At 65.2% G+C, this 22992-nt stretch carries 22 protein-coding genes and 1 pseudogene; 18 read left to right on the top strand and 5 right to left on the bottom strand.

All coding sequences use genetic code 11. The annotated features are described in order from the left end of the window. Positions 1 to 15: 15 nt before the first annotated feature. The 7 genes and pseudogenes from PSTAB_RS13600 (at position 16) to PSTAB_RS13570 (ending at position 6406) form a co-directional block, all read left to right on the top strand. Positions 16 to 732 (top strand): tellurite resistance TerB family protein, encoded by a 717-nt coding sequence (locus PSTAB_RS13600; RefSeq protein ID WP_013983361.1) that lies wholly within the window; start codon positions 16 to 18, stop codon positions 730 to 732. A gap of 124 nt (positions 733 to 856) precedes the next feature. After that, positions 857 to 1952 (top strand): peptide chain release factor 2 gene (prfB, locus tag PSTAB_RS21325; protein ID WP_100218733.1). Its coding sequence is split into 2 segments (ribosomal slippage): positions 857 to 928 and positions 930 to 1952, totalling 1095 coding nucleotides; the frame shifts between segments, so codons are not numbered across the junction. Positions 1953 to 2015: 63 nt separating this feature from the next. Continuing rightward, positions 2016 to 3518 carry a lysine--tRNA ligase gene (lysS, locus tag PSTAB_RS13590; RefSeq protein ID WP_013983359.1) on the top strand — a complete coding sequence of 501 codons (1503 nt, stop codon included), beginning with the start codon at positions 2016 to 2018 and terminating at the stop codon, positions 3516 to 3518. A 90-nt stretch (positions 3519 to 3608) separates the two neighbouring features. Next, the gene (locus PSTAB_RS13585; protein WP_011913860.1) at positions 3609 to 4904 is read left to right on the top strand and encodes a flavohemoglobin expression-modulating QEGLA motif protein; all 1296 of its coding nucleotides are present in this window, start codon (positions 3609 to 3611) and stop codon (positions 4902 to 4904) included. A gap of 8 nt (positions 4905 to 4912) precedes the next feature. Beyond that, a pseudogene (locus tag PSTAB_RS13580) lies at positions 4913 to 5215 on the top strand (Bax inhibitor-1 family protein); the annotation flags it as partial. Between the two features lie 57 nt (positions 5216 to 5272). Continuing rightward, positions 5273 to 6019: a TIGR00266 family protein gene (locus tag PSTAB_RS13575; protein WP_013983357.1), complete on the top strand. Its 747-nt coding sequence runs from the start codon at positions 5273 to 5275 to the stop codon at positions 6017 to 6019. A 60-nt stretch (positions 6020 to 6079) separates the two neighbouring features. Further along, positions 6080 to 6406: a hypothetical protein gene (locus PSTAB_RS13570; protein WP_013983356.1), complete on the top strand. Its 327-nt coding sequence runs from the start codon at positions 6080 to 6082 to the stop codon at positions 6404 to 6406. Positions 6407 to 6491: 85 nt separating this feature from the next. Here the strand turns inward: PSTAB_RS13570 and PSTAB_RS13565 are convergent, their stop codons facing one another. The 3 genes from PSTAB_RS13565 to PSTAB_RS13555 all read right to left on the bottom strand — a co-directional run bounded on the left by PSTAB_RS13565 (position 6492) and on the right by PSTAB_RS13555 (position 8338). Next, entirely contained in the window at positions 6492 to 7274 is a 783-nt protein-coding gene (locus PSTAB_RS13565) for a lipotoxin F family OmpA-related lipoprotein LptF (RefSeq protein ID WP_011913855.1), read from the bottom strand. A 50-nt stretch (positions 7275 to 7324) separates the two neighbouring features. After that, positions 7325 to 7717 (bottom strand): DUF4398 domain-containing protein, encoded by a 393-nt coding sequence (locus tag PSTAB_RS13560; protein ID WP_011913854.1) that lies wholly within the window; start codon positions 7715 to 7717, stop codon positions 7325 to 7327. Positions 7718 to 7996: 279 nt separating this feature from the next. Then, the gene (locus PSTAB_RS13555; RefSeq protein ID WP_011913853.1) at positions 7997 to 8338 is read right to left on the bottom strand and encodes a hypothetical protein; all 342 of its coding nucleotides are present in this window, start codon (positions 8336 to 8338) and stop codon (positions 7997 to 7999) included. Between the two features lie 256 nt (positions 8339 to 8594). On the opposite strand from PSTAB_RS13555, the gene ppc reads away from it, so the two are divergent. From ppc to PSTAB_RS13520, 7 genes are all read left to right on the top strand, one after another. Next, positions 8595 to 11234, top strand: coding sequence for a phosphoenolpyruvate carboxylase (gene ppc, locus PSTAB_RS13550; RefSeq protein ID WP_011913852.1), 2640 nt, complete (start codon positions 8595 to 8597; stop codon positions 11232 to 11234). A gap of 242 nt (positions 11235 to 11476) precedes the next feature. Next, positions 11477 to 12124, top strand: coding sequence for an adenylate kinase (adk, locus tag PSTAB_RS13545; protein WP_011913851.1), 648 nt, complete (start codon positions 11477 to 11479; stop codon positions 12122 to 12124). A gap of 131 nt (positions 12125 to 12255) precedes the next feature. After that, positions 12256 to 12933 (top strand): tRNA (adenosine(37)-N6)-threonylcarbamoyltransferase complex dimerization subunit type 1 TsaB, encoded by a 678-nt coding sequence (tsaB, locus tag PSTAB_RS13540; protein ID WP_013983355.1) that lies wholly within the window; start codon positions 12256 to 12258, stop codon positions 12931 to 12933. Between the two features lie 64 nt (positions 12934 to 12997). Next, complete coding sequence (locus PSTAB_RS13535) at positions 12998 to 13342, top strand: hypothetical protein (protein ID WP_041771789.1); 345 nt, start codon at positions 12998 to 13000, stop codon at positions 13340 to 13342. An 11-nt stretch (positions 13343 to 13353) separates the two neighbouring features. Next, positions 13354 to 14211 (top strand): DUF72 domain-containing protein, encoded by an 858-nt coding sequence (locus tag PSTAB_RS13530; protein WP_080564992.1) that lies wholly within the window; start codon positions 13354 to 13356, stop codon positions 14209 to 14211. Positions 14212 to 14279: 68 nt separating this feature from the next. Further along, on the top strand, positions 14280 to 14972 hold the full coding sequence (locus PSTAB_RS13525; protein WP_013983352.1) for an extensin-like domain-containing protein: 693 nt from the start codon (positions 14280 to 14282) through the stop codon (positions 14970 to 14972). Positions 14973 to 15043: 71 nt separating this feature from the next. Then, on the top strand, positions 15044 to 15820 hold the full coding sequence (locus PSTAB_RS13520) for a class I SAM-dependent methyltransferase (protein ID WP_013983351.1): 777 nt from the start codon (positions 15044 to 15046) through the stop codon (positions 15818 to 15820). Positions 15821 to 15850: 30 nt separating this feature from the next. Here the strand turns inward: PSTAB_RS13520 and PSTAB_RS13515 are convergent, their stop codons facing one another. Next, on the bottom strand, positions 15851 to 16486 hold the full coding sequence (locus tag PSTAB_RS13515; protein ID WP_011913845.1) for a TetR/AcrR family transcriptional regulator: 636 nt from the start codon (positions 16484 to 16486) through the stop codon (positions 15851 to 15853). Positions 16487 to 16580: 94 nt separating this feature from the next. Between PSTAB_RS13515 and PSTAB_RS13510 the strand changes: the two genes are divergently transcribed. Then, entirely contained in the window at positions 16581 to 17681 is a 1101-nt protein-coding gene (locus tag PSTAB_RS13510) for an efflux RND transporter periplasmic adaptor subunit (RefSeq protein WP_041771963.1), read from the top strand. Between the two features lie 5 nt (positions 17682 to 17686). Continuing rightward, a complete protein-coding gene (locus tag PSTAB_RS13505) occupies positions 17687 to 20758 on the top strand; it encodes an efflux RND transporter permease subunit (RefSeq protein ID WP_013983348.1) in 3072 nt (1023 codons plus the stop codon). Positions 20759 to 20790: 32 nt separating this feature from the next. Here the strand turns inward: PSTAB_RS13505 and PSTAB_RS13500 are convergent, their stop codons facing one another. Then, entirely contained in the window at positions 20791 to 21351 is a 561-nt protein-coding gene (locus PSTAB_RS13500; RefSeq protein WP_013983347.1) for a TetR/AcrR family transcriptional regulator, read from the bottom strand. Between the two features lie 133 nt (positions 21352 to 21484). Between PSTAB_RS13500 and PSTAB_RS13495 the strand changes: the two genes are divergently transcribed. Together PSTAB_RS13495 and PSTAB_RS13490 are read left to right on the top strand one after the other, a co-directional pair. Next, positions 21485 to 22078 (top strand): glutathione S-transferase family protein, encoded by a 594-nt coding sequence (locus PSTAB_RS13495; RefSeq protein ID WP_013983346.1) that lies wholly within the window; start codon positions 21485 to 21487, stop codon positions 22076 to 22078. Between the two features lie 5 nt (positions 22079 to 22083). Continuing rightward, entirely contained in the window at positions 22084 to 22866 is a 783-nt protein-coding gene (locus PSTAB_RS13490) for an MBL fold metallo-hydrolase (RefSeq protein ID WP_193384067.1), read from the top strand. Positions 22867 to 22992 lie beyond the last annotated feature (126 nt).

Genomic DNA, 22992 nt, shown 5'->3' with positions numbered 1-22992 from the left:
TGTGGAGAGAATCCGATGAAAACCAGTGGCCTTCTCGATCAGCTGCTCAAGTCAGGACAGGACCTGCTACAGAAGCAGCAATCCGGCATGGGCGGCAAACCCGGCGGTGGGGGTTTGAGTGACCTGCTCTCCGGTGTCGGCGGCGGTTCGCTCGGCAAGGCGCTTTCCGGTAGTGGCAACAGCGCGCTGGCCGCCGGTGCCATGGGTCTGCTGCTGGGCAATCGCAAGATGCGCAAGATGGGCGGCAAGGCGGTGACCTACGGTGGGCTGGCGGCACTCGGCGTGCTCGCCTACAAGGCTTACAGCAATTGGCAGGCGCAGCAGGGCGCGGCGGCGCAGCAGACGCCGCAGACCATCGATCGGCTGCCGCCGGCCGAGGTCGAGGTGCACAGCGAGGGCATTCTCAAGGCACTGGTGGCAGCAGCCAAGGCCGACGGCCATGTCGATGCCCGCGAGCGTCAGCTGATCGAGGCGGAGCTGGGCAAGCTGGCCGATGCTGATCTGCAGCAGTGGCTGGAGGCCGAACTGAACAAGCCGCTGGACCCGGCCGACGTGGCCAGTGCCGCCAGCACCCCGGAGATGGCTGCCGAGATGTACCTGGCCAGCGTACTGATGGTCGACGAGGAGCATTTCATGGAGCGTGCCTACCTCGACGAACTGGCTCGCTGCCTGCAGCTCGATCCGCAACTCAAAGGCGAACTGGAAAGCCAGGTACGTGGTGTCAGTGCCTGACCAGCCATCATGAGGGCAAATCCGTTTCCTGACCGTCCGCCGGCACGCCCAGCGGGCTGTCAGCACGGGTTGGCTGAGTTATAATCGCCGGCTTTTGCACCGTCCGATTGAGAGCTGCCTACCTATGGAAATCAACCCGATCCTCAACAGCATCAAGGACCTGTCCGAGCGCACCCAGTCAATTCGGGGGTATCTTTGACTACGATCAGAAGCATGATCGTCTCGTCGAAGTAAACCGCGAACTCGAAGACCCGAACGTCTGGAACAAGCCCGAATACGCCCAGAGCCTGGGCCGTGAACGCGCTACCCTGGCGCAGATCGTCGAAACCATCGACGACCTGACCGGTAGCCTGGCCGATTCGCGCGACCTGCTGGAAATGGCCGCCGAAGAAAACGACGAAGGCGCCGTGAACGACATCGTGGCCGAAGTCGAGCGCCTGCGCGAAATTCTCGAGAAGCTCGAGTTCCGCCGCATGTTCAGCCACGAGATGGACCCCAACAACTGCTACCTCGATATCCAGGCTGGCTCCGGCGGTACCGAGGCCCAGGACTGGGCCAACATCCTGCTGCGCATGTACCTGCGCTGGGCCGACAAGCGCGGCTTCAGCGCCGAGATCGTCGAGCTGTCCGAGGGTGAGGTCGCCGGCATCAAGGGCGCCACCGTACACATCAAGGGCGAATACGCTTTCGGCTGGCTGCGCACCGAGATCGGCGTGCACCGCCTGGTGCGCAAGAGTCCGTTCGACTCCGGCGCCCGTCGCCACACCTCGTTCTCGGCGGTATTCGTATCGCCCGAGATCGACGACAAGGTGGAGATCGAGATCAACCCGGCCGACCTGCGCATCGACACCTACCGCTCCTCGGGCGCTGGTGGTCAGCACGTCAACACCACCGATTCGGCAGTGCGTATCACCCACGTGCCGACCAATACCGTGGTGGCCTGCCAGAACGAACGTTCCCAGCACGCCAACAAGGACACCGCCATGAAGATGCTGCGGGCCAAGTTGTACGAGCTGGAAATGCAGAAGCGCAACGCCGCCTCTCAGGCGCTGGAAGACAGCAAGTCGGACATCGGCTGGGGCCACCAGATCCGTTCCTACGTGCTCGACGACTCGCGCATCAAGGATCTGCGTACCGGCGTGGAACGCAGCGATTGCCAGAAGGTGCTCGACGGCGACCTCGACGGGTACCTCGAAGCCAGCCTCAAACAGGGGCTCTGAGAGCAGCCGCACGCCTCAAGCCTCAAGCACCCTATTGAACCGATTTGACCGGGACGACCCGCAATGAGCGAACAACCGCTGAACCAGCACGCCATCCAAGAGGAAGAAAACAAGCTGATCGCCCAGCGCAAGGAAAAGCTTGCCGCCGTGCGCGAGCAGGGCAATGCCTTTCCTAACGACTTCCGTCGCGACCGCTATGCAGGCGACCTGCAGAAACAGTACGCCGAGAAGACCAAGGAAGAGCTGGAAGCGGCCGCCATTCCGGTCAAGGTCGCCGGACGCATCATGCTCAACCGCGGGCCGTTCATGGTGCTGCAGGACATGAGCGGGCGCATCCAGGTCTATGTCGATCGCAAGACGCTGCCGGCCGAGCAGGTCGAGGCGGTCAAGCACTTCGACCTGGGCGACATCATCGCCGCCGAGGGCACCCTGGCGCGCTCCGGCAAGGGTGACCTGTACGTCTACATGAACAACGTGCGGCTGCTGACCAAGTCGCTGCGCCCGCTGCCGGACAAGTTCCACGGCCTGACCGACACCGAGCAGCGCTATCGCCAGCGCTACGTCGACCTGATGGTGAACGAGGAGGTGCGCGAAACGTTCCGCGTGCGCTCGAAGGTCATCGCCCACATCCGCAAGTTCCTCGCCGAGCGTGACTTCCTCGAAGTGGAAACGCCGATGCTGCAGACCATCCCTGGCGGCGCCGCGGCCAAGCCGTTCGAAACCCACCACAACGCGCTGGACATGCCGATGTTCCTGCGCATCGCGCCGGAGCTCTACCTCAAACGTCTGGTGGTCGGTGGCTTCGAGCGCGTGTTCGAGATCAACCGCAACTTCCGTAACGAAGGCGTCTCGACCCGGCACAACCCCGAGTTCACCATGCTCGAGTTCTACCAGGCCTATGCCGATTACGAAGACAACATGGACCTGACCGAGGAGCTGTTCCGCGAGCTGGCCCAGGCCGTGCTCGGCAGCACCGACGTGCCCTATGGCGACAAGGTGTTCCACTTCGGCGAGCCCTTTGCGCGCCTGTCGGTGTTCGACTCCATCCTCAAGTTCAACCCGGAAATCTCGGCCTCCGATCTCAATGACCTGGAAAAGGCCCGTGCCATCGCCAAGAAGGCGGGCGCCAAGCTGCTCGGTCACGAAGGCCTGGGCAAGCTGCAGGTGATGATTTTCGAGGAGCTGGTCGAGCACAAGCTGGAACAGCCGACCTTCATCACCGAGTATCCGTTCGAGGTCTCGCCGCTGGCCCGGCGCAACGATCGCAACCCCAACGTCACCGACCGCTTCGAGCTGTTCATTGGCGGCCGCGAGATCGCCAACGCCTATTCCGAGCTCAACGATGCCGAGGATCAGGCCGAGCGCTTCCACGCCCAGGTGGCCGACAAGGACGCCGGCGATGACGAGGCCATGCACTTCGACGCCGACTTCGTTCGTGCGCTGGAATACGGCATGCCGCCGACCGCCGGCGAGGGCATCGGCATCGACCGTCTGGTGATGCTGCTGACCAACTCGCCGTCGATCCGCGACGTGATCCTCTTCCCGCACATGCGCCCGGAACTCTGATCCATTGAGCCTCGACCCACCCGCAGTGTGCCGACTCCGGCCGTTGCGGGTATAACCTCAAGGGTACGGGGCATCCGTGAAGAGGGACTGATGAACAGCCGTAACAATCTGGACGAGTATCAGACCATCGTACGCGGGCTGTCCGACCGCATCGTCGAGGCGCAGACGCCGGTGCGCGTGCTGGACGCGGTGAAGTGGGACGACGCGACCCGCCAGGCGTTCTTCGCCGCCAAGGGCCGCGAGCTGCCCCAGATCGACCGCGCCTACTACGAAGGCCGTCCGCTGGCCTTCGACTCCAGTGCGAAGAAGCAGGAATTCCAGGACATCGAGCGCGACATCACCCGTCAGCTCGGCCAGTTCAACCCGGTCGGGCAGATCATGCGGCGCATGTGCAAGGAATACCGTATGGTCATCCGTATGCTCGAGGCGCGTGGTACGCCGGACTTCGGAATGATCTCCCAGGAGCTCTACGGCGCGGCGTCCGACGCTTTCCATGCCGGCGACCCAACCCTGGCCGACCTTGGCCTGATGCTCTCCGACTACCTGAACAACATTGCCGATCGCGGTGACCTGCGCGACGAGCCGAAGAATCTCACCGCGCCGCAGGCCGTCGAGCTGCTGCAAAAGCGCCTGGACGTGGTGTTTGGCGAAGGCGAGGGCGTGATCCGCGTCTTCGAGTCCGACGGCATCCTCGCCGATGCGGCCGCCGGGGCCGACTACATCAAGATCCGCAGCGACGCGCTGTTCAACGAGCGTGACGTGCGCGCGCTGGAGGTCCACGAAGGGCTGGTGCATGTCGGCACCACCCTCAACGGCCAGAACCAGCCGATCTGCACCTTCCTCGCCAAGGGACCGCCGTCCTCCACGGTCACTCAGGAAGGCCTGGCGATCCTGATGGAGGTGATCGCCTTCGCCTCCTATCCGACACGTCTGCGCAAGCTGACCAACCGCACCCGCGCCATTCACATGGCCGAGGAGGGCGCCGACTTCCTGGAGGTGTTTGCCTTCTTCCGCGAGCAGGGCTATGGCGACGACGAGAGCTACAGCAACGCCAGCCGCGTGTTCCGTGGCTCGACGCCCGCTGGCCTGCCTTTCACAAAGGACCTGTCCTACCTGAAGGGCTTCATCATGATCTACAACTACATCCAGCTCGCCGTGCGCAAGGGCCAGCTCGAGCAGATCCCGCTGCTGTTCTGCGGCAAGACCACCCTGGAAGACATGCGCACCCTGCGCCAGCTGGTGGACGAGGGCATGGTGGTGCCGCCCAAGTACCTGCCACCGCAGTTCCAGGACCTCAACGCGCTGTCGGCCTGGATGTGCTTCTCCAACTTCCTCAATCACCTGAGCCTGGATCGCATCGAAGCCGATTACGCCAATATTCTCTGATCCCGAACATCGGCATGATGCTGCTCGGCACGCTGTTTCCGCGCTTTTTCGCCAGCATCGCCAGCGCACTGACGATCGCGTTGCTGCTGGTGATCGTCGTCGAGCTGGTCGAGGTGTTCATCCTCGGCATCCACCACGGCGTCATCGACTGGATCGTGGTGCTGATCTTCTGCGGCTATGTGGGCGTCGACTGGGGGCGGGCTAACCAGATTCCCAAGACGCTGGACAACGCCATCGACAGTGCGGCCGCGCTCTATATGGACATCATCAACCTGTTCCTGCGTATCCTGCGCATTCTCGGGCGCAAGTAGGCGAGGCCAGCCGAGGCCGCTGTCGCCGCGCTGCAATCACAGGATCAGGAGCTCGCCGTGGCCAGTCACGAACTCGAATACGAAATCCTCGGACAGTCCGCGCAGAGCGTGGAAATCATCCTCGATCCCGGCGAGACGGTGATCGCCGAGGCTGGTGCGATGAACTACATGACCGATGGCGTGCGCTTCGAAGCACGCATGGGCGATGGGTCGGCGAGCGGTGTGCTCGGCAAGCTGTGGGGCATGGGCAAGCGGATGATCACCGGCGAATCGCTGTTCCTTACCCATTTCACCAACCAGGGCAAGGGCCGCGCGCGGGTTGCCTTTGCTGCGCCCTATCCCGGTACCGTGGTGCCAGTGGACCTTGCCAGGCTGGGCGGCGAGCTGATCTGCCAGAAGGATGCCTTTCTTTGCGCGGCCTACGGCACGCGGATCGGCATCAGTTTCAGCAAGCGTATCGGCGCCGGCTTCTTCGGTGGCGAGGGCTTCATTCTGCAGCGCCTGCAGGGCGATGGCCTGGCCTTCATTCATGCCGGCGGCACGGTGATCCGCAAGGAGCTGAACAACGAAACCCTGCGCCTGGATACCGGCTGCCTGGTGGCCTTCACGCCGGGCATCGACTACGACATCCAGCTGGCCGGTGGGCTGCGCAGCATGCTGTTCGGCGGCGAAGGACTGCTGTTGACGACGCTGAAGGGCACCGGCAGCGTCTGGATCCAGAGCCTGCCGTTCTCGCGGCTGGCCGAACGGGTCTACGAGGCGACCTACCAGGCTCGCGGCGAAACCCGTGCCGGCGGCAAATGAGCCGCCTGCGTCGCCGTCGAATTTGCCACAATGGCGCTCTTTGCCCTGATGAGATCGTCCATGTCCGAACGCAATCCCATTCCGCTCATCCTCACCGCCATCGGCAGCGTCGTCGGCACGGTCGCCGTGCTGTCGTACTACGGCTATCTGCATATCGCCAAGCCAGAGGACGCATTGCTGCTCGCCGACTACACCATGCTCAAGACCGTTCCCGGTGAGGATTACCGCGTGTCGTTGCAGCCAGCATCGCAAGTGGCGCAGTGCATCGACGGCGTGCTGGTGCTGTTCGATACCGAGCAGAAGGGGCTTACCGGCGTCCTGGTGGACAACAAGAAGCGCGCGGTGCGCTGCATGGAAGAGCCGGTGCCTGGCGGGCTGCTGCGCTGAGCGGACGGCTCTGCCCGCGGGCGCGGGCATAAGAAAACGCTCCCGACGCAGCGCTGCGTCGGGAGCGTTCGTTACGCGGGGCTGATCAGCGCATCGACGAGCGGGGCGCCACCGGCTTGTTGTCGTCGGAGATCGTCACCTCGACCCGGCGGTTCATGGCACGACCGGCCGAATCGCTGTTGCTGGCCACCGGATACTCCTTGCCGTAGCCCTGGGAGACGATGCGCTGCGGGTCCACACCCATCTTCACCAGCGCCATGCGAACCGCATCGGCACGGCGCTCGGACAGACGCTGGTTGTACTCGGCCGAACCGGTACTGTCGGTGTAGCCCTCGACGATCACCTTGCGCTCCGGGTTGTCGTTGAGGAAGTCGGCGAGCTTCTGCACGCTGCGCATGCCGCCAGGCTTGAGCTCGGCGCGGTCGTAGTCGAACAGCACGTCGCCAAAGGTCACTAGGGTGCCGCGTTCGGTCTGCTTGGCCTGCATGTCTTCCTGCAACTTGCGGATCTGCGCCTCGCGCGCCTCCAGACGTGCCTCGGCGCGCTGTGCCGAGGTCTTGCCCAGTTCCTCTTCGGCGCTGCGCAGGGCAATGGTCTGTTCGGCCAGCTCGATGCGGCGCTTGGTCAGGTAGGCCAGTTGGTCCACGGTCTTCTCGTCGGCATCGTTCAGATAGGCCTTGTTGGCCTTGTCCAGCATGTTGCCGGCGTCCTGGGTCTCCAGCGCGGCCAGCTTGCTGGCGCGAGAGTCAGCCTGCAGTGCGGAGTAGCTGCTGCGAGCGTCTTCGAGGTTCTGATTGGGCTGATTGGCGCAGGCCACCAGGCCAATGCTCAGAGCCAGAAGAGTCGGTAGGGTTACGAGCTTGTGCATGACGAATTCATCCTTTGTGCAATAAATGGAATGTCGAACCTGATGCGGGCTCAGCGAACGTTGCGCATGCCTTCTTCGCGCAGCTCACGGATTCCCTGCTGTGCGTCCTCGACGGCCTTCTGCGCCTTGGCCGCTTCGGCCTTGCGCTCGGCGACGCGGGCATCCCATTCGGCCTGTTCGGCCAGCTTGCGGGCTTGTTCGTAGTTTTCCTTCTGCATGGCCAGTTCGGCCTCTTTCCATTTTTCCTGCGCGGCACGCATCTCCACGGCGGCGTACTCGGGGCCGCCCGCGCTGACAGCGCTGCGCACAGCCGATTCGGTCACCGCAAACTGCTCGGTCGGTGGGTTGCCCGCACAGGCCGTCAGCAGCAGGCCGCCCAGTGCGATGGCTGCAAGCTTGGGTAGCTGGAATCTCGAAGCGTGGGTTGCGACAGCTTTGTTCATGGTCAGTCTCCAGTTCGAATTGCTTAACGGATAGCTACCGTCCCTGGCCGGGCAGTGGGCTGATTAGGGCACTACCGATGTCGGGACATATTTTTGTGAGGCCGGACGGCGCCAAACGTTCCGTCGAAATGGCGGGCTAGAGCGGTCGTCAGCGAAACGGAGGGGAAGCGAGGGTGCAGCGAGGGCAGTGCCACGCGGAATTCCGCGCGGCATCACGATAAGGGGAGGGCGGGCACCGCCGGCGCTGCCCGACCGCGGTCGACAACGGCGGGCGATGACTCAGCTGGCGGCGTCTGGCTCGTCCAGCATGCGCTTGAGGTGCTTGCGCGACAGCTCGAGAAAGCGCGGGGTGGGTCCCACGTCTTCATAAACCGGATCGCCCTGTTCGTCGGTCGCGATCACGTGTGTGCCGCGCACGTAGGGCAGGCTGGTTTCGACTGCTTCGAGAGCGGCGCCGACCAGTTCGCCGAGCAGCGCCTCGGTGCTGCGCTTGGGGTACATCTCGGCCAGGGCGGCCAGCCGTGCCGCGCTTTCGACATCCAGCGGGATGCTGTAGGTGGTATGGCTCATGCGGCCCTTGGCGTCGCGTTCCCAATGGCTGACAAGCTCGGAAATTCTCATGGTTACTCCTTAATGCCCGCGCACACGAGCGGTGATGGCGGTGATGACTGTGGCTTGCGTGCCGCTGCCCACGCGCGTTAGCCATCGATGCCTTGTCATGGCGGTGCGCGGTGGGCACTCTGATTGGAGATAATTTCAGCGTAGCCGTTCAGGATCGTTTGCCCAGCGAAGCGTCTGATGCATAGCGGCGAAACGGTCGTGCAAGCCTGGCGAGGCTCGCGAAACTCATGGGCTACTGGCGGGAGGAGCAAAGGTCATGGCGAAAATCATCGATGCGCGCCTGCGCGACAACGTACACCTGCTCGGCGAACTGCTGGGCAATACCATCCGCGCGCAGCATGGCGATCAGTTCTTCGACAAGATCGAGCGCATCCGCAAGGGCGCCAAGGCTGCCCGCAAGGGCTCGGCAGAGGGCGCACAGCTGCTGGCCGAAACGCTCGACAGTCTCGACGAGAGCGAACTGCTGCCCATGACCCGGGCGTTCAACCAGTTTCTCAATCTGGCCAATATCGCCGAGCAGTACCATCAGGTGCGCCGGCGCGCCGCAGGCGAGCCGGCGCCGTTCGAGATCGGGGTGTTCGCCGATCTCATCGAGCGTCTCAAGGCGGCCGGGCACGACAACGAGTTCATCGCGCGGCAGGTCAGCCGCCTGGAAATCGAACTGGTACTGACCGCGCATCCCACCGAGGTATCGCGCCGCACGTTGATCCAGAAGTACGACGCCATCGCCCAGCAGCTGGCGGCACGGGATCACACCGATCTCTCCGACGCCGAGCGGGCGAGCATCGAGTTGAGCCTGCAGCGCCTGATCGCCGAGGTGTGGCACACCGAGGAGATACGCCGCAACCGGCCGACCCCGGTGGAGGAGGCCAAATGGGGTTTCGCTGCCATCGAGAATTCGCTGTGGAAGGCGGTGCCCAACGTGCTGCGCCAGACCGACGCGACCCTGCACCGCCTCACCGGCCTGCACCTGCCATTGGAGGCCGCGCCGATCCGCTTCGCCTCCTGGATGGGGGGCGACCGCGACGGCAACCCGAACGTCACCGCGATGGTGTCGCGCGAGGTGCTGCTGACCGCCCGTTGGGTGGCCGCCGATCTCTACCTGCGCGAGATAGAAGGGCTGATTACCGCGCTGTCCATGCGCGAGGCCAGTGACGAACTGCTGCGCCAGAGCGGCGACTCGGCCGAGCCCTATCGCGTCTTGCTCAAGCCGCTGCGCCAGCGCCTGCGGGCGACACGTGAGTGGGCCCGCGCGGCCATCGAGCACGGCCAGCCAGCGCCGGCGGAAGTCCTGCAGGATTGCGCCGAGCTGCGTCGTCCGCTGGAGCTGTGCTACCGCTCCCTGCACGCTTGCGGCATGGGGGTGATCGCCGATGGCGCTCTGCTCGACTGCCTGCGTCGCCTGGCCGTGTTCGGCCTGTTCCTGGTGCGGCTGGACATTCGCCAGGATGCGGCCCGTCATGCCGCCGCGCTGGCCGAGATCACCGATTACCTCGGGCTAGGCGACTATCAGCAGTGGGATGAGCAGAAGCGCCTGGACTGGCTACAGCACGAGCTGGCCAATCGGCGCCCGCTGCTGCCGGCGCATTACCACCCATCCGCCGATACCGCCGAAGTGCTCGCCACCTGTGCGGTGATCGCCGAAGCGCCAGCGGCGTCGCTGGGTTCCTATGTCATCTCCATGGCTCACGCGGCCTCCGATGTGCTCGCCGTGCAACTGTTGCTCAAGGAGGCCGGCCTGCAGCGACCGATGCGCGTGGTGCCGCTGTTCGAGACCCTCGATGACCTGAACAACGCGGCACCGACCATCGACCGTCTGCTTTCCCTGCCGGGCTATCGCCAGCGCCTGCATGGCCCCCAGGAAGTGATGATTGGCTACTCCGATTCAGCGAAGGACGCCGGTACCACGGCGGCGGCCTGGGCCCAGTACCGGGCCCAGGAACAACTGGTGGAGGTCTGTCGCGAGCACGGCGTCGAACTGCTGCTGTTCCACGGCCGCGGCGGCACCGTCGGGCGCGGCGGCGGTCCGGCCCATGCAGCGATCCTGTCGCAGCCGCCGGGCTCGGTCGCCGGGCGCTTCCGCACCACCGAGCAGGGCGAGATGATCCGCTTCAAGTTCGGCCTGCCGGATATCGCCGAGCAGAACCTCAACCTGTACCTCGCGGCGGTGCTCGAAGCGACGCTGCTGCCGCCACCGCCCCCTGAACCCGGCTGGCGCGAGACGATGGATCGGCTTGCCGCCGAGGGTGTTGCGGCCTACCGCGGCGTGGTGCGCGAGCATCCGCTGTTCGTCGACTACTTCCGGCAGGCGACGCCGGAGCTGGAGTTGGGGCGCCTGCCGCTGGGCAGCCGGCCGGCCAAGCGCCGCGAAGGCGGCGTCGAGAGCCTGCGGGCGATTCCCTGGATCTTCGCCTGGACCCAGACTCGCCTGATGTTGCCGGCCTGGCTGGGCTGGGAGCAGGCGCTGCACGGGGCGCTGCAGCGCGGGGAGGGCGAGCGGCTGGCCGAGATGCGTGCGCGCTGGCCATTCTTCAGTACGCGCATCGACATGCTGGAGATGGTGCTGGCCAAGGCTGACGCCGACATCGCGCGGCGCTACGACGAGCGTCTGGTGCAGCCTGAGCTGCTTTCGCTGGGTAGCGATTTGCGTGACCGATTGTCGCAGGTCATCGAGGCGGTGTTGAGCCTGACCGGCCAGTCGGATCTGCTCGATCACAGCCCCAAGACCCAGGAGGCATTCAGTTTGCGCAATACCTACCTGGACCCGCTGCACCTGATGCAGATCGAGTTGCTGGCGCGTTCCAGGCAGCGGCAAGGCCCGGCGGAGAGCCCCCTCGAGCAGGCCCTGCTGGTCAGCGTGGCGGGCATCGCGGCCGGTCTGCGCAATACCGGCTGAGCGCAGCACGGGGCGCTGGCGGCGGCGTCGTTGCACGCCGCCGTTGTGCGCAACTCGCGTCGAATCGCCGCATTTATGAGGGCCGATAGACCTTTTCGGGACGGCTTGTGCCGCCCCGGTGCGCTGTGTATCGTGTTCAACCTTTTGTCGCATGGCGGCAAACCAGAATTTTTGATTCGCCAGCGACGAGCCGGAACGGCCCGCTGGCAATCGCCCCTTCCAAGAAACTCGAGGATTCATCCATGCGTGTGATTCTGCTGGGAGCGCCCGGTGCCGGCAAAGGTACCCAGGCAGGCTTCATTACCAAAAAATTCGGTATTCCGCAGATCTCCACGGGCGACATGCTGCGTGCGGCTGTCAAGGCTGGCACCGAACTCGGCCTCAAGGCCAAGAGCGTGATGGATGCAGGTGGACTGGTATCCGATGACCTGATCATCAACCTGGTCAAGGAGCGCATCGCTCAGCCCGATTGCGCCAACGGTTTTCTCTTCGACGGTTTCCCGCGCACCATTCCCCAGGCCGAGGCGCTGAAGGAAGCGGGCGTGCGCATCGACAACGTGATCGAGATCGCCGTCGATGACGAGGAAATCGTCGGCCGTATCGCCGGTCGTCGTGTACACCCGGCCTCGGGTCGCGTCTATCACACCGAGCACAACCCGCCGAAGGTTGCCGGCAAGGACGATGAGACCGGCGAAGAGCTGATCCAGCGCGAAGACGACAAGGAAGAGACCGTGCGTCATCGCCTGTCCGTCTACCATGCGCAGACCAAGCCGCTGGTGGACTTCTACCAGAGCCTGGCCGCCGCCGAAGGCACGCCGAAGTACAGCCGTATCGAAGGTGTCGGTTCCGTGGAAGAGATCACCGCCAAGGTCTTTGCTGCCCTGAGCTGATCATTTCGAGCGACACGCGTCGATGATGCCCGTATCCCCGGATACGGGCATTTTCGTTTCCGGCTGCGCGACGCAACCCGGTGCGTGAATACGTTAGAATCGGCGCCTTTTTCACCGACCGGAACGCCCTGATGACCACTCTGCTGGCCCTGGATACCGCCACCGAAGCCTGCTCAGTCGCGCTTTTGCATGACGGCAAGGTAGCGAGTCACTACGAGGTGATCCCGCGCCTGCACGCCCAGCGTCTGCTGCCGATGGTGCAGGCGTTGCTCGGCGAAGCCGGCGTCGCGCTGTCGGCTGTGGATGCCATCGCCTTTGGCCGCGGGCCGGGCGCCTTCACTGGCGTACGCATTGCCATCGGGGTGGTGCAAGGGCTGGCGTTCGCCCTGCAGCGCCCGGTGTTGCCGGTGTCCACCCTGGCGACCATCGCGCAGCGGGCCTGGCGCGAACAGGGCACGACGCAGGTCGCCGCGGCCATCGACGCACGCATGGACGAGGTCTACTGGGGCTGTTACCGCGAGCAGCGCGGGGAGATGCGGCTGGTCGGCAGCGAGGCCGTGTTGCCACCGGAGCAGGCCGTTCTGCCGCGCGCTGCGGACGGCGACTGGTTCGGCGCCGGCACCGGCTGGGGCTACTCCGAGCGCATACCGGTAGTGGTGCAGGGCTGCGATGCTGACCTGTTGCCCCACGCGGAAGACCTGCTGCGCCTGGCTGCGTTTGCCTGGCAGCGTGGCGAGGCGCTGGAGGCCGATCAGGCCCAGCCGGTGTACCTGCGCGACAACGTCGCGACGCCGAAAGGGATCAAATGACGCGAGCCGTTGCCAAAGCCATGGCCGCCCGTTAGAGTCGCCGGGCCTCTGATCGAGTTCAATGATGCGCGTCGATAGCTTCCTCCCTGTCCCCTATGCAACGGATCGTTCTGCCCGTACCGGCAGGGCGGCGGATAGCTATGGGGAAACGCAGCGGGCCGCACAGGCTCAGCGCGGTGTCGATTCGCGCACCGGGCAGGACTATCAGCCGCAGGCCGATCGCCCGCAGCAGCGGGTCAATTCCAGCGCGCTGGTCGAGCGCTACGCCGCCTTCCGCTATGACGAGCCGCAACCCGAGCGGCCGCTTTCCAGTCGGGTTGCCCTGGCCCTGGCCAGCTATACCAGCACCGCCAGCATGCGTATCGACCTCGATGACACCGAGGTGCTCGGGCTCGATCTCTACGCCTGAGGCGCTTCGCTCTGCTACAGCTTCCCTATTTTCTCGGTTGCCCCTCCTGGAACGAGAGCGCCTGGCTCGGCTCGCTCTACCCGCCGGGTACGCCGGCGTCCGAATTCCTGGCTGGCTATTGCGCGGTATTCAATACGGTCGAGGGCAATACCACGCTCTATGCGTGGCCGTCGGACGACAAGGTTCAGCGCTGGGCCAGCCAGATGCCGGACGATTTTCGCTTCTGCGCCAAGTTTCCCCGGGAGATCAGCCAGGCCGAGAATCTGCATGCAGCGCTGGATACGGCGCACTCCTTCCGGCGCCTGTTGCAGCCGCTGGGGCGGCGGGTAACGCCATTCTGGCTGCAGCTGCCGGCCAGCGTCGGTCCGGCCCGGCTGGCGGAGCTGGTCGCCTTCATCGAAGGCTTCGCGGCGCCGCTGGCCATCGAGGTGCGCCATCCGGCCTTCTTCGACAAGGGTGAGGGCGAGCGAGCACTCAATCGTCTGCTGCGCGATCGCGGCGTGGAGCGCATCTGTCTCGACAGTCGGGCGCTGTTCAGCTGCCAATCCCGTGATCCGGCTGTGCTGCATGCGCAGAGCAAGAAGCCACGTTTGCCGGTGCGGCCGGTGGCATTTAGTGATTCGCCGCAGCTGCGCTTCGTTGGCCACCCGCAGCTGGAAACCAACGATCCTTTTCTCGCACCCTGGCTGGACAAGGTGGCGGGCTGGATCGAGGCGGGCAAGACGCCGCACGTCTATCTGCATACGCCGGACAACCACCGCGCACCGGAACTGGCCATGCGCTTCCACCAGCTGCTGAGCGAGCGGCTGCCCGGCATGCCAGCGCTTGCCGCCGTCCGTCAGGCGCCGCAGCTGTCGCTGTTGGACTGAACGGGCCGCCTGACCAGTTTTGTAAAACACCGCGTTCAACTTCGCCGCTGCGTCGTTGCCCATAGGGTATGACCTTCGGCCGATTCTTCCTTGTTCTGCTGATGCTGCTGGCCGGCTTCGTGCTGGCGGTGCGGCAGGAACTGATCGATATCCCGCCGCGCTGGAATCCCTGGGCACCGCTGGATATTCGCGAGCCGCCGAACCTGCTGACCTCGCTCAAGCTTCGCCGCCTGCAACAGGATCGCTCCCTCTGCGAACAGGCGCTGGCCACGGCACCGCTGCGTTACACCGCTGTGCCGGACAGTACGCCGGAACCTGGCTGCCCGGTGGAGAACAGTGTGCGGGTGCAGGGTTCGGACGTGCGTTTCAACGGGCCGTTTCTGGCGACCTGCCCACTGGCGGCCGCCTATGCGATGTTCGAGATGCATGGTCTGCAGCCGGCCGCGCAGGCTGTGTTCGGCCAGCCGGTGGTGCGTATCGATCATTTCGGTAGCTTCGCCTGCCGCAACATCGCCCGCAGCAATCGTCGCAGCCAGCACGCCAGCGCCAACGCGCTTGACCTGGCCGGCTTTCATCTGCAGGACGGCACGCGCATCACGGTGGCCAGGGATTGGCAGGGCGAGGGCGACAAGGCGCGTTTCCTGCGTCAGGTGCGTGATGCGGCCTGCAAGGCCTTCAACGTGACGCTGGGGCCGGAATACAACGCGGCCCATCACGATCACTTCCATGTGGATATGGGCGGTTTCGGCATGTGCCGTTAGGTGTGCCAGCCCGGACGCCCGCAGGCCTGCTCTGGCACAATGCGCCGCTTTGAATCGATCTCGGGTGCCCCATGTCCGCAAGCAATCCTCTGGTTCGGGTCGAGCCGCTCGCGCCGTCATTCGCCGCAGTCGCTGGCCAATGGGCGCAGCGCCTGGGTTTGCCGCAGGAGCTGGCCGAGGCCGAGTTCGCGCTGCAGGTGGGCGAGGCCGGTCTGCAGCTGCAGCTGCTCGAGGCACAGGCGCCGGGGCCGGTGCGGGTGGACTTCGTAGAGGGTGCGGCGGCGCATCGGCGTCAGTTCGGTGGGGGCAGCGGGCAGATGATCGCCAAGGCAGTGGGCATTCAGCCCGGTATCCGACCTCGGGTGCTGGACGCCACCGCCGGGCTCGGGCGTGATGCTTTCGTACTGGCGACGCTGGGCTGCGAGGTCAGTCTGATCGAGCGTCAACCGTTGATCGCGGCGCTGCTGGACGACGGCCTCAGCCGCGCGGCGGCGGACGCCGACGTGGCCGCCATCGCCGCGCGGATGAGGCTGCTCGAGGGCAACGCCATCGATCTGATGCAGCAGTGGCGGGGCGAGCCGCCCCAGGTGATCTATCTCGACCCGATGTTCCCGCACCGCGACAAGAGTGCGCTGGTAAAGAAGGAGATGCGCCTTTTCCGTCCCTTTGTCGGCGACGATCTGGATGCGCCGGCGTTGCTCTCCGCTGCCCTGGAACTGGCCAGCCATCGGGTGGTGGTCAAGCGACCACGCAAGGCGCCGGCCATCGACGGCAGCAAGCCCGGCTACAGTCTGGAAGGCAAGTCCAGTCGCTACGACATCTACCCGAAGAAGAAGCTGCAGGCCTGATCCCGGCGGGCAGATGACGCAGCGCCGGATTCAGCCGCGGTAGGCGCGCAGAAAGAGGCCCACCGCATCCGCCACATGCTGATCGCTTTCCGCCTGGCTCGGTGCCTCGGCATAGCCGATCAGCAGGCGGAAATGTTGCGCGCCCTTGATCAGCGAACAGTAGTGTTCTGCGGCGCGCAGCGGGTCGTCGATGCGCAGCAGGCCCAGGCTGTCGGCCTGGCCGAACAGCTGCTGCAAATCCAATAGCAGCTGCTGCGGACCGGCGTCGAAGAACATCTTCACCAAGCCTGCGTTCTGCGTCGCCATCGCCACCATCACCCGATGCAGGCCAATGGATTCTGGGCTGTTGACCAGCTCATGGAAGGCACGGCCGATCTCCAGCAGCAGCTTCTCGATGTCGCAATCGGCCTCCACCTGAAACAGGCGCCTCGGCAGTCGCGTTTCGCAGGTGGCTTTCACCGCGGCGCAGAACAGCGCTTCCTTGTCCTTGAAATGACTGTACAGCGTGAGCTTGGAGACACCGGCTTCGCTGGCGATGGCCTCCATGCTGCTGCCTTCGTAGCCGTTGCCGAGGAACAAGACTTGCGCCGCAGCAAGGATCGCCTCGCGCTTGGCAGGGTCCTTCGGGCGGCCGGGGCCGGGCGAGGGTGAATGATTCTCTATCATGGGCGTTTTAATACTGGACTGGCTGGTACGCTATTTTTACTATACCGCGCAGTATAAGTATTCCAATCCGCTTCGCGACAGAGAGACCTTCATCGTGTTCCGACATGTCCTGTCCTTCGCCTCCGTGCTTGGCTTAGCGCTCACTCTGACCGCCTGTGGTAACGGCGAGCCGCCGCAGCAACTGCCGCGGCCGGTCATGGTCGTGCATCCGCAACCGGCCAGCGAAGCGCGCGAGAGCTACCCCGGCGAAGTGCACGCGCGCTACGAGCCTGAACTGGCGTTCCGCATCGGCGGCAAGGTCGTCGAACGCCTGGTCGAAGCGGGCGACCGTGTGCGCAAGGACCAACCTCTGGCACGCCTCGATCCGCAGGACGTGCGCCTGCAGCTGGACGGCATGCGTGCCCAGGTGGCCGCAGCGGAAGCCAACCTGCGGGTGGCCAAGGCGGAGTACGACCGCTATCAGGCGCTGCTCGGTCGTCAGCTGGTCAGCCAGTCGCAGTTCGACAATGCCGACAATGCCTACCGCGCCGCGACGGCCCGACTGCAGCAGGCGCGGGCTGAGTTCGACGTGGCCAGCAACCAGGTCGATTATGCGGTGCTGCGGGCCACCCGCGATGGGCTGATCGCCCAGCGCCGCATCGAGGTCGGCCAGGTGGTGGCGGCCGGTCAGACGGCCTTCGTGCTGGCGGCCGATGGTGAGCGCGAGGTCGCCATCGACCTGCCGGAGCAGTCGCTGGAGCGCTACCGGGTCGGTCAGGAAGTGGAGGTCGAACTCTGGTCGCAGCCGGGCCGGCAATACCGCGGCCAGATTCGCGAGCTTTCGCCGGCGGCGGACGCGCAGTCGCGGACCTATTCCGCCCGCGTCGCCTTCACCGAACAGGAAGTGCCCGCCGAGCTGGGGCAGAGCGCGCTGGTGAGCATCCGCCGTGACGGCGACGTTGCGCTGGCGGTGCCGCTCTCCGCACTCAGCGCCGAACAGGGCAGGGCGTACGTCTGGCGGCTCAGACCCGACTCCACCGTGGAGCGTGTCGAGGTCCGTACCGGTGCGTTCGGTGAGCAGCTGGTGCCGGTGCTTGATGGGCTCGCTGCCGCTGACTGGATCGTGCTGGCCGGAGGGCAGATGCTCAGCGACAACCAGCCGGTGCGGCCGGTCGATCGCCACAACCGCCCCGTCGAGCTGGCTGCCCAGGAGTAACCGCGATGCGCTTCAATCTTTCCGCCTGGGCGCTGCAGAACCGACAGATCGTCGTCTACCTGATGCTGCTGCTGGCCCTCGTCGGTGCGCTGTCCTACAGCAAGCTCGGGCAGAGCGAGGACCCGCCGTTCACCTTCAAGGCCATGGTCATCCAGACCCAGTGGCCGGGCGCGACGGCCGAAGAGGTTTCACGCCAGGTCACCGAACGCATCGAGAAGAAGCTGATGGAGACCGGCGAGTACGAGCGCATTGTCTCCTTCTCACGGCCGGGCGAGTCCAACGTCACCTTCATGGCGCGCGACTCGATGCGCTCGAAGGACATTCCCGACCTCTGGTACCAGATCCGCAAGAAGATCGGCGACATTCGCCACACGCTGCCGCCGGGCGTACAGGGACCGTTCTTCAATGACGAGTTCGGCACTACCTTCGGCAACATCTACGCGCTGACTGGCGAAGGGTTCGACTACGCGATCCTCAAGGACTATGCCGATCGCATTCAGCTGCAACTGCAGCGGGTGAAGAACGTCGGCAAGGTCGAGCTGATCGGCCTGCAGGACGAGAAGATCTGGATCGAGCTTTCCAACGTCAAGCTGGCGACCCTCGGCGTTCCGCTGGAAGCCGTGCGTCAGGCGCTGGAGGCCCAGAACGCGGTGAGCGCCGCCGGTTTCGTCGAGACCATCAGCGACCGAGTGCAGTTGCGCGTGACCGGTAGTTTCGAGACGGTCAAGGAGATTCGCGACTTCCCCATTCGCGTCGCCGGTCGCACGTTCCGCATCGGTGATGTGGCCGAGGTGCATCGCGGTTTCAACGACCCGCCTGCGCCGCGGATGCGCTTCATGGGCGAGCCGGCCATCGGCCTGGCGGTGTCGATGAAGAGTGGCGGCGACATCCTGATACTGGGCGAGGCGCTGCAGCAGGAGTTCGCCCGGCTGCAGCAGGAACTGCCGGCCGGCATGCAGCTGCGCAAGGTCTCGGACCAGCCGGCGGCGGTGAAGACCAGCGTCGGCGAGTTCGTCAAGGTGCTGATCGAGGCGCTGGTGATCGTACTGCTGGTGAGCTTCTTCTCGCTCGGGGTGCGCACCGGTCTGGTGGTGGCGCTGTCGATTCCGCTGGTGCTGGCCATGACCTTCGCCGCCATGAACTACCTCGACATCGGCCTGCACAAGATTTCCCTCGGCGCGCTGGTGCTGGCGCTGGGGTTGATGGTGGACGACGCGATCATCGCGGTGGAGATGATGGCCATCAAGATGGAGCAGGGCTATGACCGGCTCCGCGCCGCCAGCTTCGCCTGGACCAGCACTGCGTTCCCGATGCTGACCGGCACGCTGATCACCGCCGCCGGTTTCCTGCCCATCGCCACCGCCAACTCCAGTACTGGCGAGTACACCCGTTCGATCTTCCAGGTCGTGGCGATCTCGCTGATCGCCTCCTGGATCGCTGCGGTGATGTTCGTGCCGCTGATCGGGGAGAAGCTGCTGCCGGACATGGCCAAGGCGCACAAGCAGAGCGGCGGCGACGGCCACGATCCGTACGCCACGCCGTTCTACCAGCGCGTGCGGCGCGTGGTGACGTTCTGCGTGCGCCGCCGCAAGACCGTCATCCTGCTCACCCTGGTGATCTTTGCCGCCGCCGTGGTGCTGTTCCGCCTGGTGCCGCAACAGTTCTTCCCCGCGTCCGGCCGTCTGGAGCTGATGGTGGACCTCAAGCTGGCCGAAGGCGCCTCGCTGAAGGCGACCGAAGCGGAGGTGGCGCGGCTGGAGCAGATGCTCAAGGAGCGGGCCGGCATCGACAACTACGTGGCCTATGTCGGCACCGGCTCGCCGCGTTTCTATTTGCCGCTGGATCAGCAGCTACCGGCGACCAGCTTCGCCCAGTTCGTCGTGCTGGCCGACAGCATCGAGTCCCGCGAGGCATTGCGCAGCTGGCTGATCGAGCGCATGCGCGAGGACTTCCCGAGCCTGCGCGGCCGCGTGACGCGGCTGGAGAACGGCCCGCCGGTGGGTTACCCGGTGCAGTTCCGTGTCACCGGCGAGCACATCGATGTGGTGCGCGGGCTGGCGCGGCAGGTCGCCGCCAAGGTCGGCGAGAACCCGCACGTGGCCAACGTCCATCTGGACTGGCAGGAGCCAAGCAAGATGGTGCGCCTGAACGTCGATCAGGATCGCGCCCGTGCGCTGGGCGTGAGCACCGCGGAGCTGTCCGGCTTCCTGCGGCGAACCTTCATCGGCAACAGTGTCAGCCAGTTCCGTGAAGACAACGAGCTGATCGAGATCCTCCTGCGCGGCACCGAGCGTGAACGGCTCGAGCTGTCCATGCTGCCGAGCCTGGCGATCCCCACCGAGAGCGGCCGCAGCGTACCGCTGTCGCAGGTGGCGACGCTGGAGTACGGCTTCGAGGAAGGTGTGATCTGGCACCGCAACCGCCTGCCGACGGTCACCGTGCGTGCCGATGTCTACGGCGACGAGCAGCCGGCGGCATTGGTGCGGCAGATCGAGCCGACCCTGGCGGACGTCCGTGCGCAGTTGCCTGGCGGCTATCTGTTGGAGGTCGGCGGCACGGTGGAGGATTCCGAGCGCGGCCAGCGTTCGGTGAACGCCGGCCTGCCGCTGTTCGTCATCGTCGTGATGACCCTGCTGATGGCGCAGCTCAAGAGCTTCTCGCGCTCGGCCATGGTCTTTCTCACCGCGCCGCTGGGCATCATCGGTGTTGCATTGTTCCTGCTGCTGTTCGGCCAGCCGTTCGGCTTCGTGGCGATGCTCGGTACCATCGCGCTGTCGGGAATGATCATGCGCAACTCGGTGATCCTGGTGGATCAGATCGAGCAGGACATCGGTGCCGGGCAGGCGCGCTTCAGCGCCATCGTCGAGGCCACCGTGCGCCGCTTCCGGCCGATTGTGCTCACCGCGCTGGCGTCGGTACTGGCGATGATCCCGTTATCGCGCAGCATCTTCTTCGGGCCGATGGCGGTGGCGATCATGGGCGGGCTGATCGTCGCCACCGCGCTGACGTTGCTCTTCCTGCCGGCGCTGTACGCGGCCTGGTTCCGGGTTCGCGAAGGCGAGGCCAGCGCCCACTGACGGCGCCTATCGGGCGCGCCCGACAGGCGCGCTCAGATGTCTGCGGCGTTCAGCAGGCATTCGGCGGCGGCCTTGGCGTTCAGGGCCTGCTCGCCGGGCCCCTCGATGTGCGCCATGCTCAATGCCCCTTCGAGCAGGTACTGCAGCTGCCGCGCCAGCTGCAGCGGCTGCGGCGCGTCCAGACGCTCCAGCAGCTCGCGCAGATAGTCGAGCAACTCCGCCTTGTAGGCCGACGAGCGACGATGGATCGGATGATCCCGATCGTGATACTCCGCCGCAGCGTTGATGAACAGGCAGCCGCAGAACGCATCGTTGCCGTGAATCATCCCGTGCAGCCCATCGAAAATGCCCAGTAGCGCTTCGCGCGGCGGCAGCCTGGCGGCCCGTTCCCGCAGGCGCGTCAGCATCAGTTCGTGACGGGCGTCCAGCACGGCGAGAATCAGCTCGTCCTTGGACTTGAAGTGCTTGTACAGGGTCATCTTGGCCACTCCGGCCTCGGCCAGGATGCGGTCGATGCCGGTGGCGTGATAACCCTCGCGATAGAACAGATTCTCTGCGGTGTTGAGCAGCTGGTCGCGCTTGTTCGATGCCATGGTTACCTCCTGCGGTTCGACCATTATGCGGGGGCGTTCGTCGCACGCTCCAGCTGTCGTTCCTTCGTGGTGCTTGCAGTGTACAGACAGGTCTGTCTATTATCCAGTCACACCCATCGCAGAGGGCAACACCATGAAGCTCCATGACCTGACGCTGTCCGGCAATTGCCACAAGGTTCGCCTGTTCCTGAGCCTGATCGGCCAGCCGGTCGAGCGGGTGCCGGTGAACCTGCTGGCCGGCGAGCACAAGCAGCCGGCGTTTCGCGAGATCAACCCGCGCGGGCAGATTCCGGTGCTCGAAGACGGCGAATTTCGACTGGGAGACTCCCAGGCGATCCTGGTCTATCTGGCCCAGCGTTATGCCCCTGAGTGGTACCCGCAGGACGCCGAGACCCAGGGCCGCATCGCCAGCTGGCTGAGCTTCGCTGCCAACGAGGTGCAGCACGGTCCGGCTACCCTGCGTCTGGGCAAGCTGTTCGGTCGGCCCATCGACGAGTCGCTGGCCCAGGCGCGTGCCGCCAGCGCCTTGCGCTTGCTCGAACGGCATCTCGCGCAGCACGCCTGGCTGGCGCAGACGAGCGCGCCGACCATCGCCGATATCGCCGTCTACCCGAACGTTGCGCTCGGAGGCGATGGCGGGCTCGATCTGCAGGCATATCCGGCGCTGCAGGCGTGGTTCGCGCGCATTCGCGCGTTGCCCGGCTATGCCGGCATGCCGGGGTTGTAGCCGCCATGAACGCACATAAGGTGTGGATGCTCGGTGGGCGCATCCGGCGGCTCGGCGCATTGCTGTTGCTTGCGCTGCTGGCGGCAGTGGCGTCGGCCAACGCCGTAGCGGAAGGGTTGCGCTTCAGTCTGGTGAGGACGGCGCAGAGCGAGAGTGGCGACTTCCTGCTGCGCCGCGGCGGTTGGCAGCCTCAGCCACAGACCCAGCACATCGCCATTCTGATCGAACATCGAGGTACCCGTCTGCTGTTCGGCACCGGGCTGGGGCGGCAGATCGACGAGCAGCTGGACGCCGAACTGCCGTGGCGATCCAAGCGCTACGGCGAGGTACAGCCGGTACGCGACCAGCTGGAGCGAGATGGCCTGGCGGTCGACCGCATCGTGCTGGGCTGCGTGCGCTGGGAGCATGCCTCCGGATTGGTCGACTTTCCGGGCGTGCCGGTGCTCGCCAGTCCGGACAGTCTCGACTACCTGCAGACGGCGACGCCACCAGCGGTACTGCCGAGCCAGTTCCGCCATCCGATCGACTGGCAGCCCCTGCAGTTCGATCCACGGCCTTATTTCGGGCACGCGCAGAGCCTGGACCTGTTCGGCGACGGACAGCTGGTGCTGGTACCGCTGGCCGGACACGGCGCGGTTGGCCTGTACCTGACCCTTGCCGATGGTCGTCGCTTTTTCTTCCGCGGCGACCGGCCCGAGCAGGACGTCGGCGGTGCGCAAGGCATTGCGACGTTGCGCGATGCCGACACCCAGGCATCGCTCGGCTACTACCCGCACTGGGTGCAGTGAGATGGAGGGCTGAAAAAATCAGCACGGCCAGGGAAATATGGGCGATGCTTGAAGCAGGGCAATGGGCGATCACTCGATCCACGAAGTGTCGATCGCCCGGCCCGTGCCCAATGGCCGAGTAGGTTC

The organism is Stutzerimonas stutzeri, assembly GCF_000219605.1.
GTDB classification, from domain to species: domain Bacteria; phylum Pseudomonadota; class Gammaproteobacteria; order Pseudomonadales; family Pseudomonadaceae; genus Stutzerimonas; species Stutzerimonas stutzeri.
This window is presented reverse-complemented; position numbering and strand designations above follow the sequence as displayed.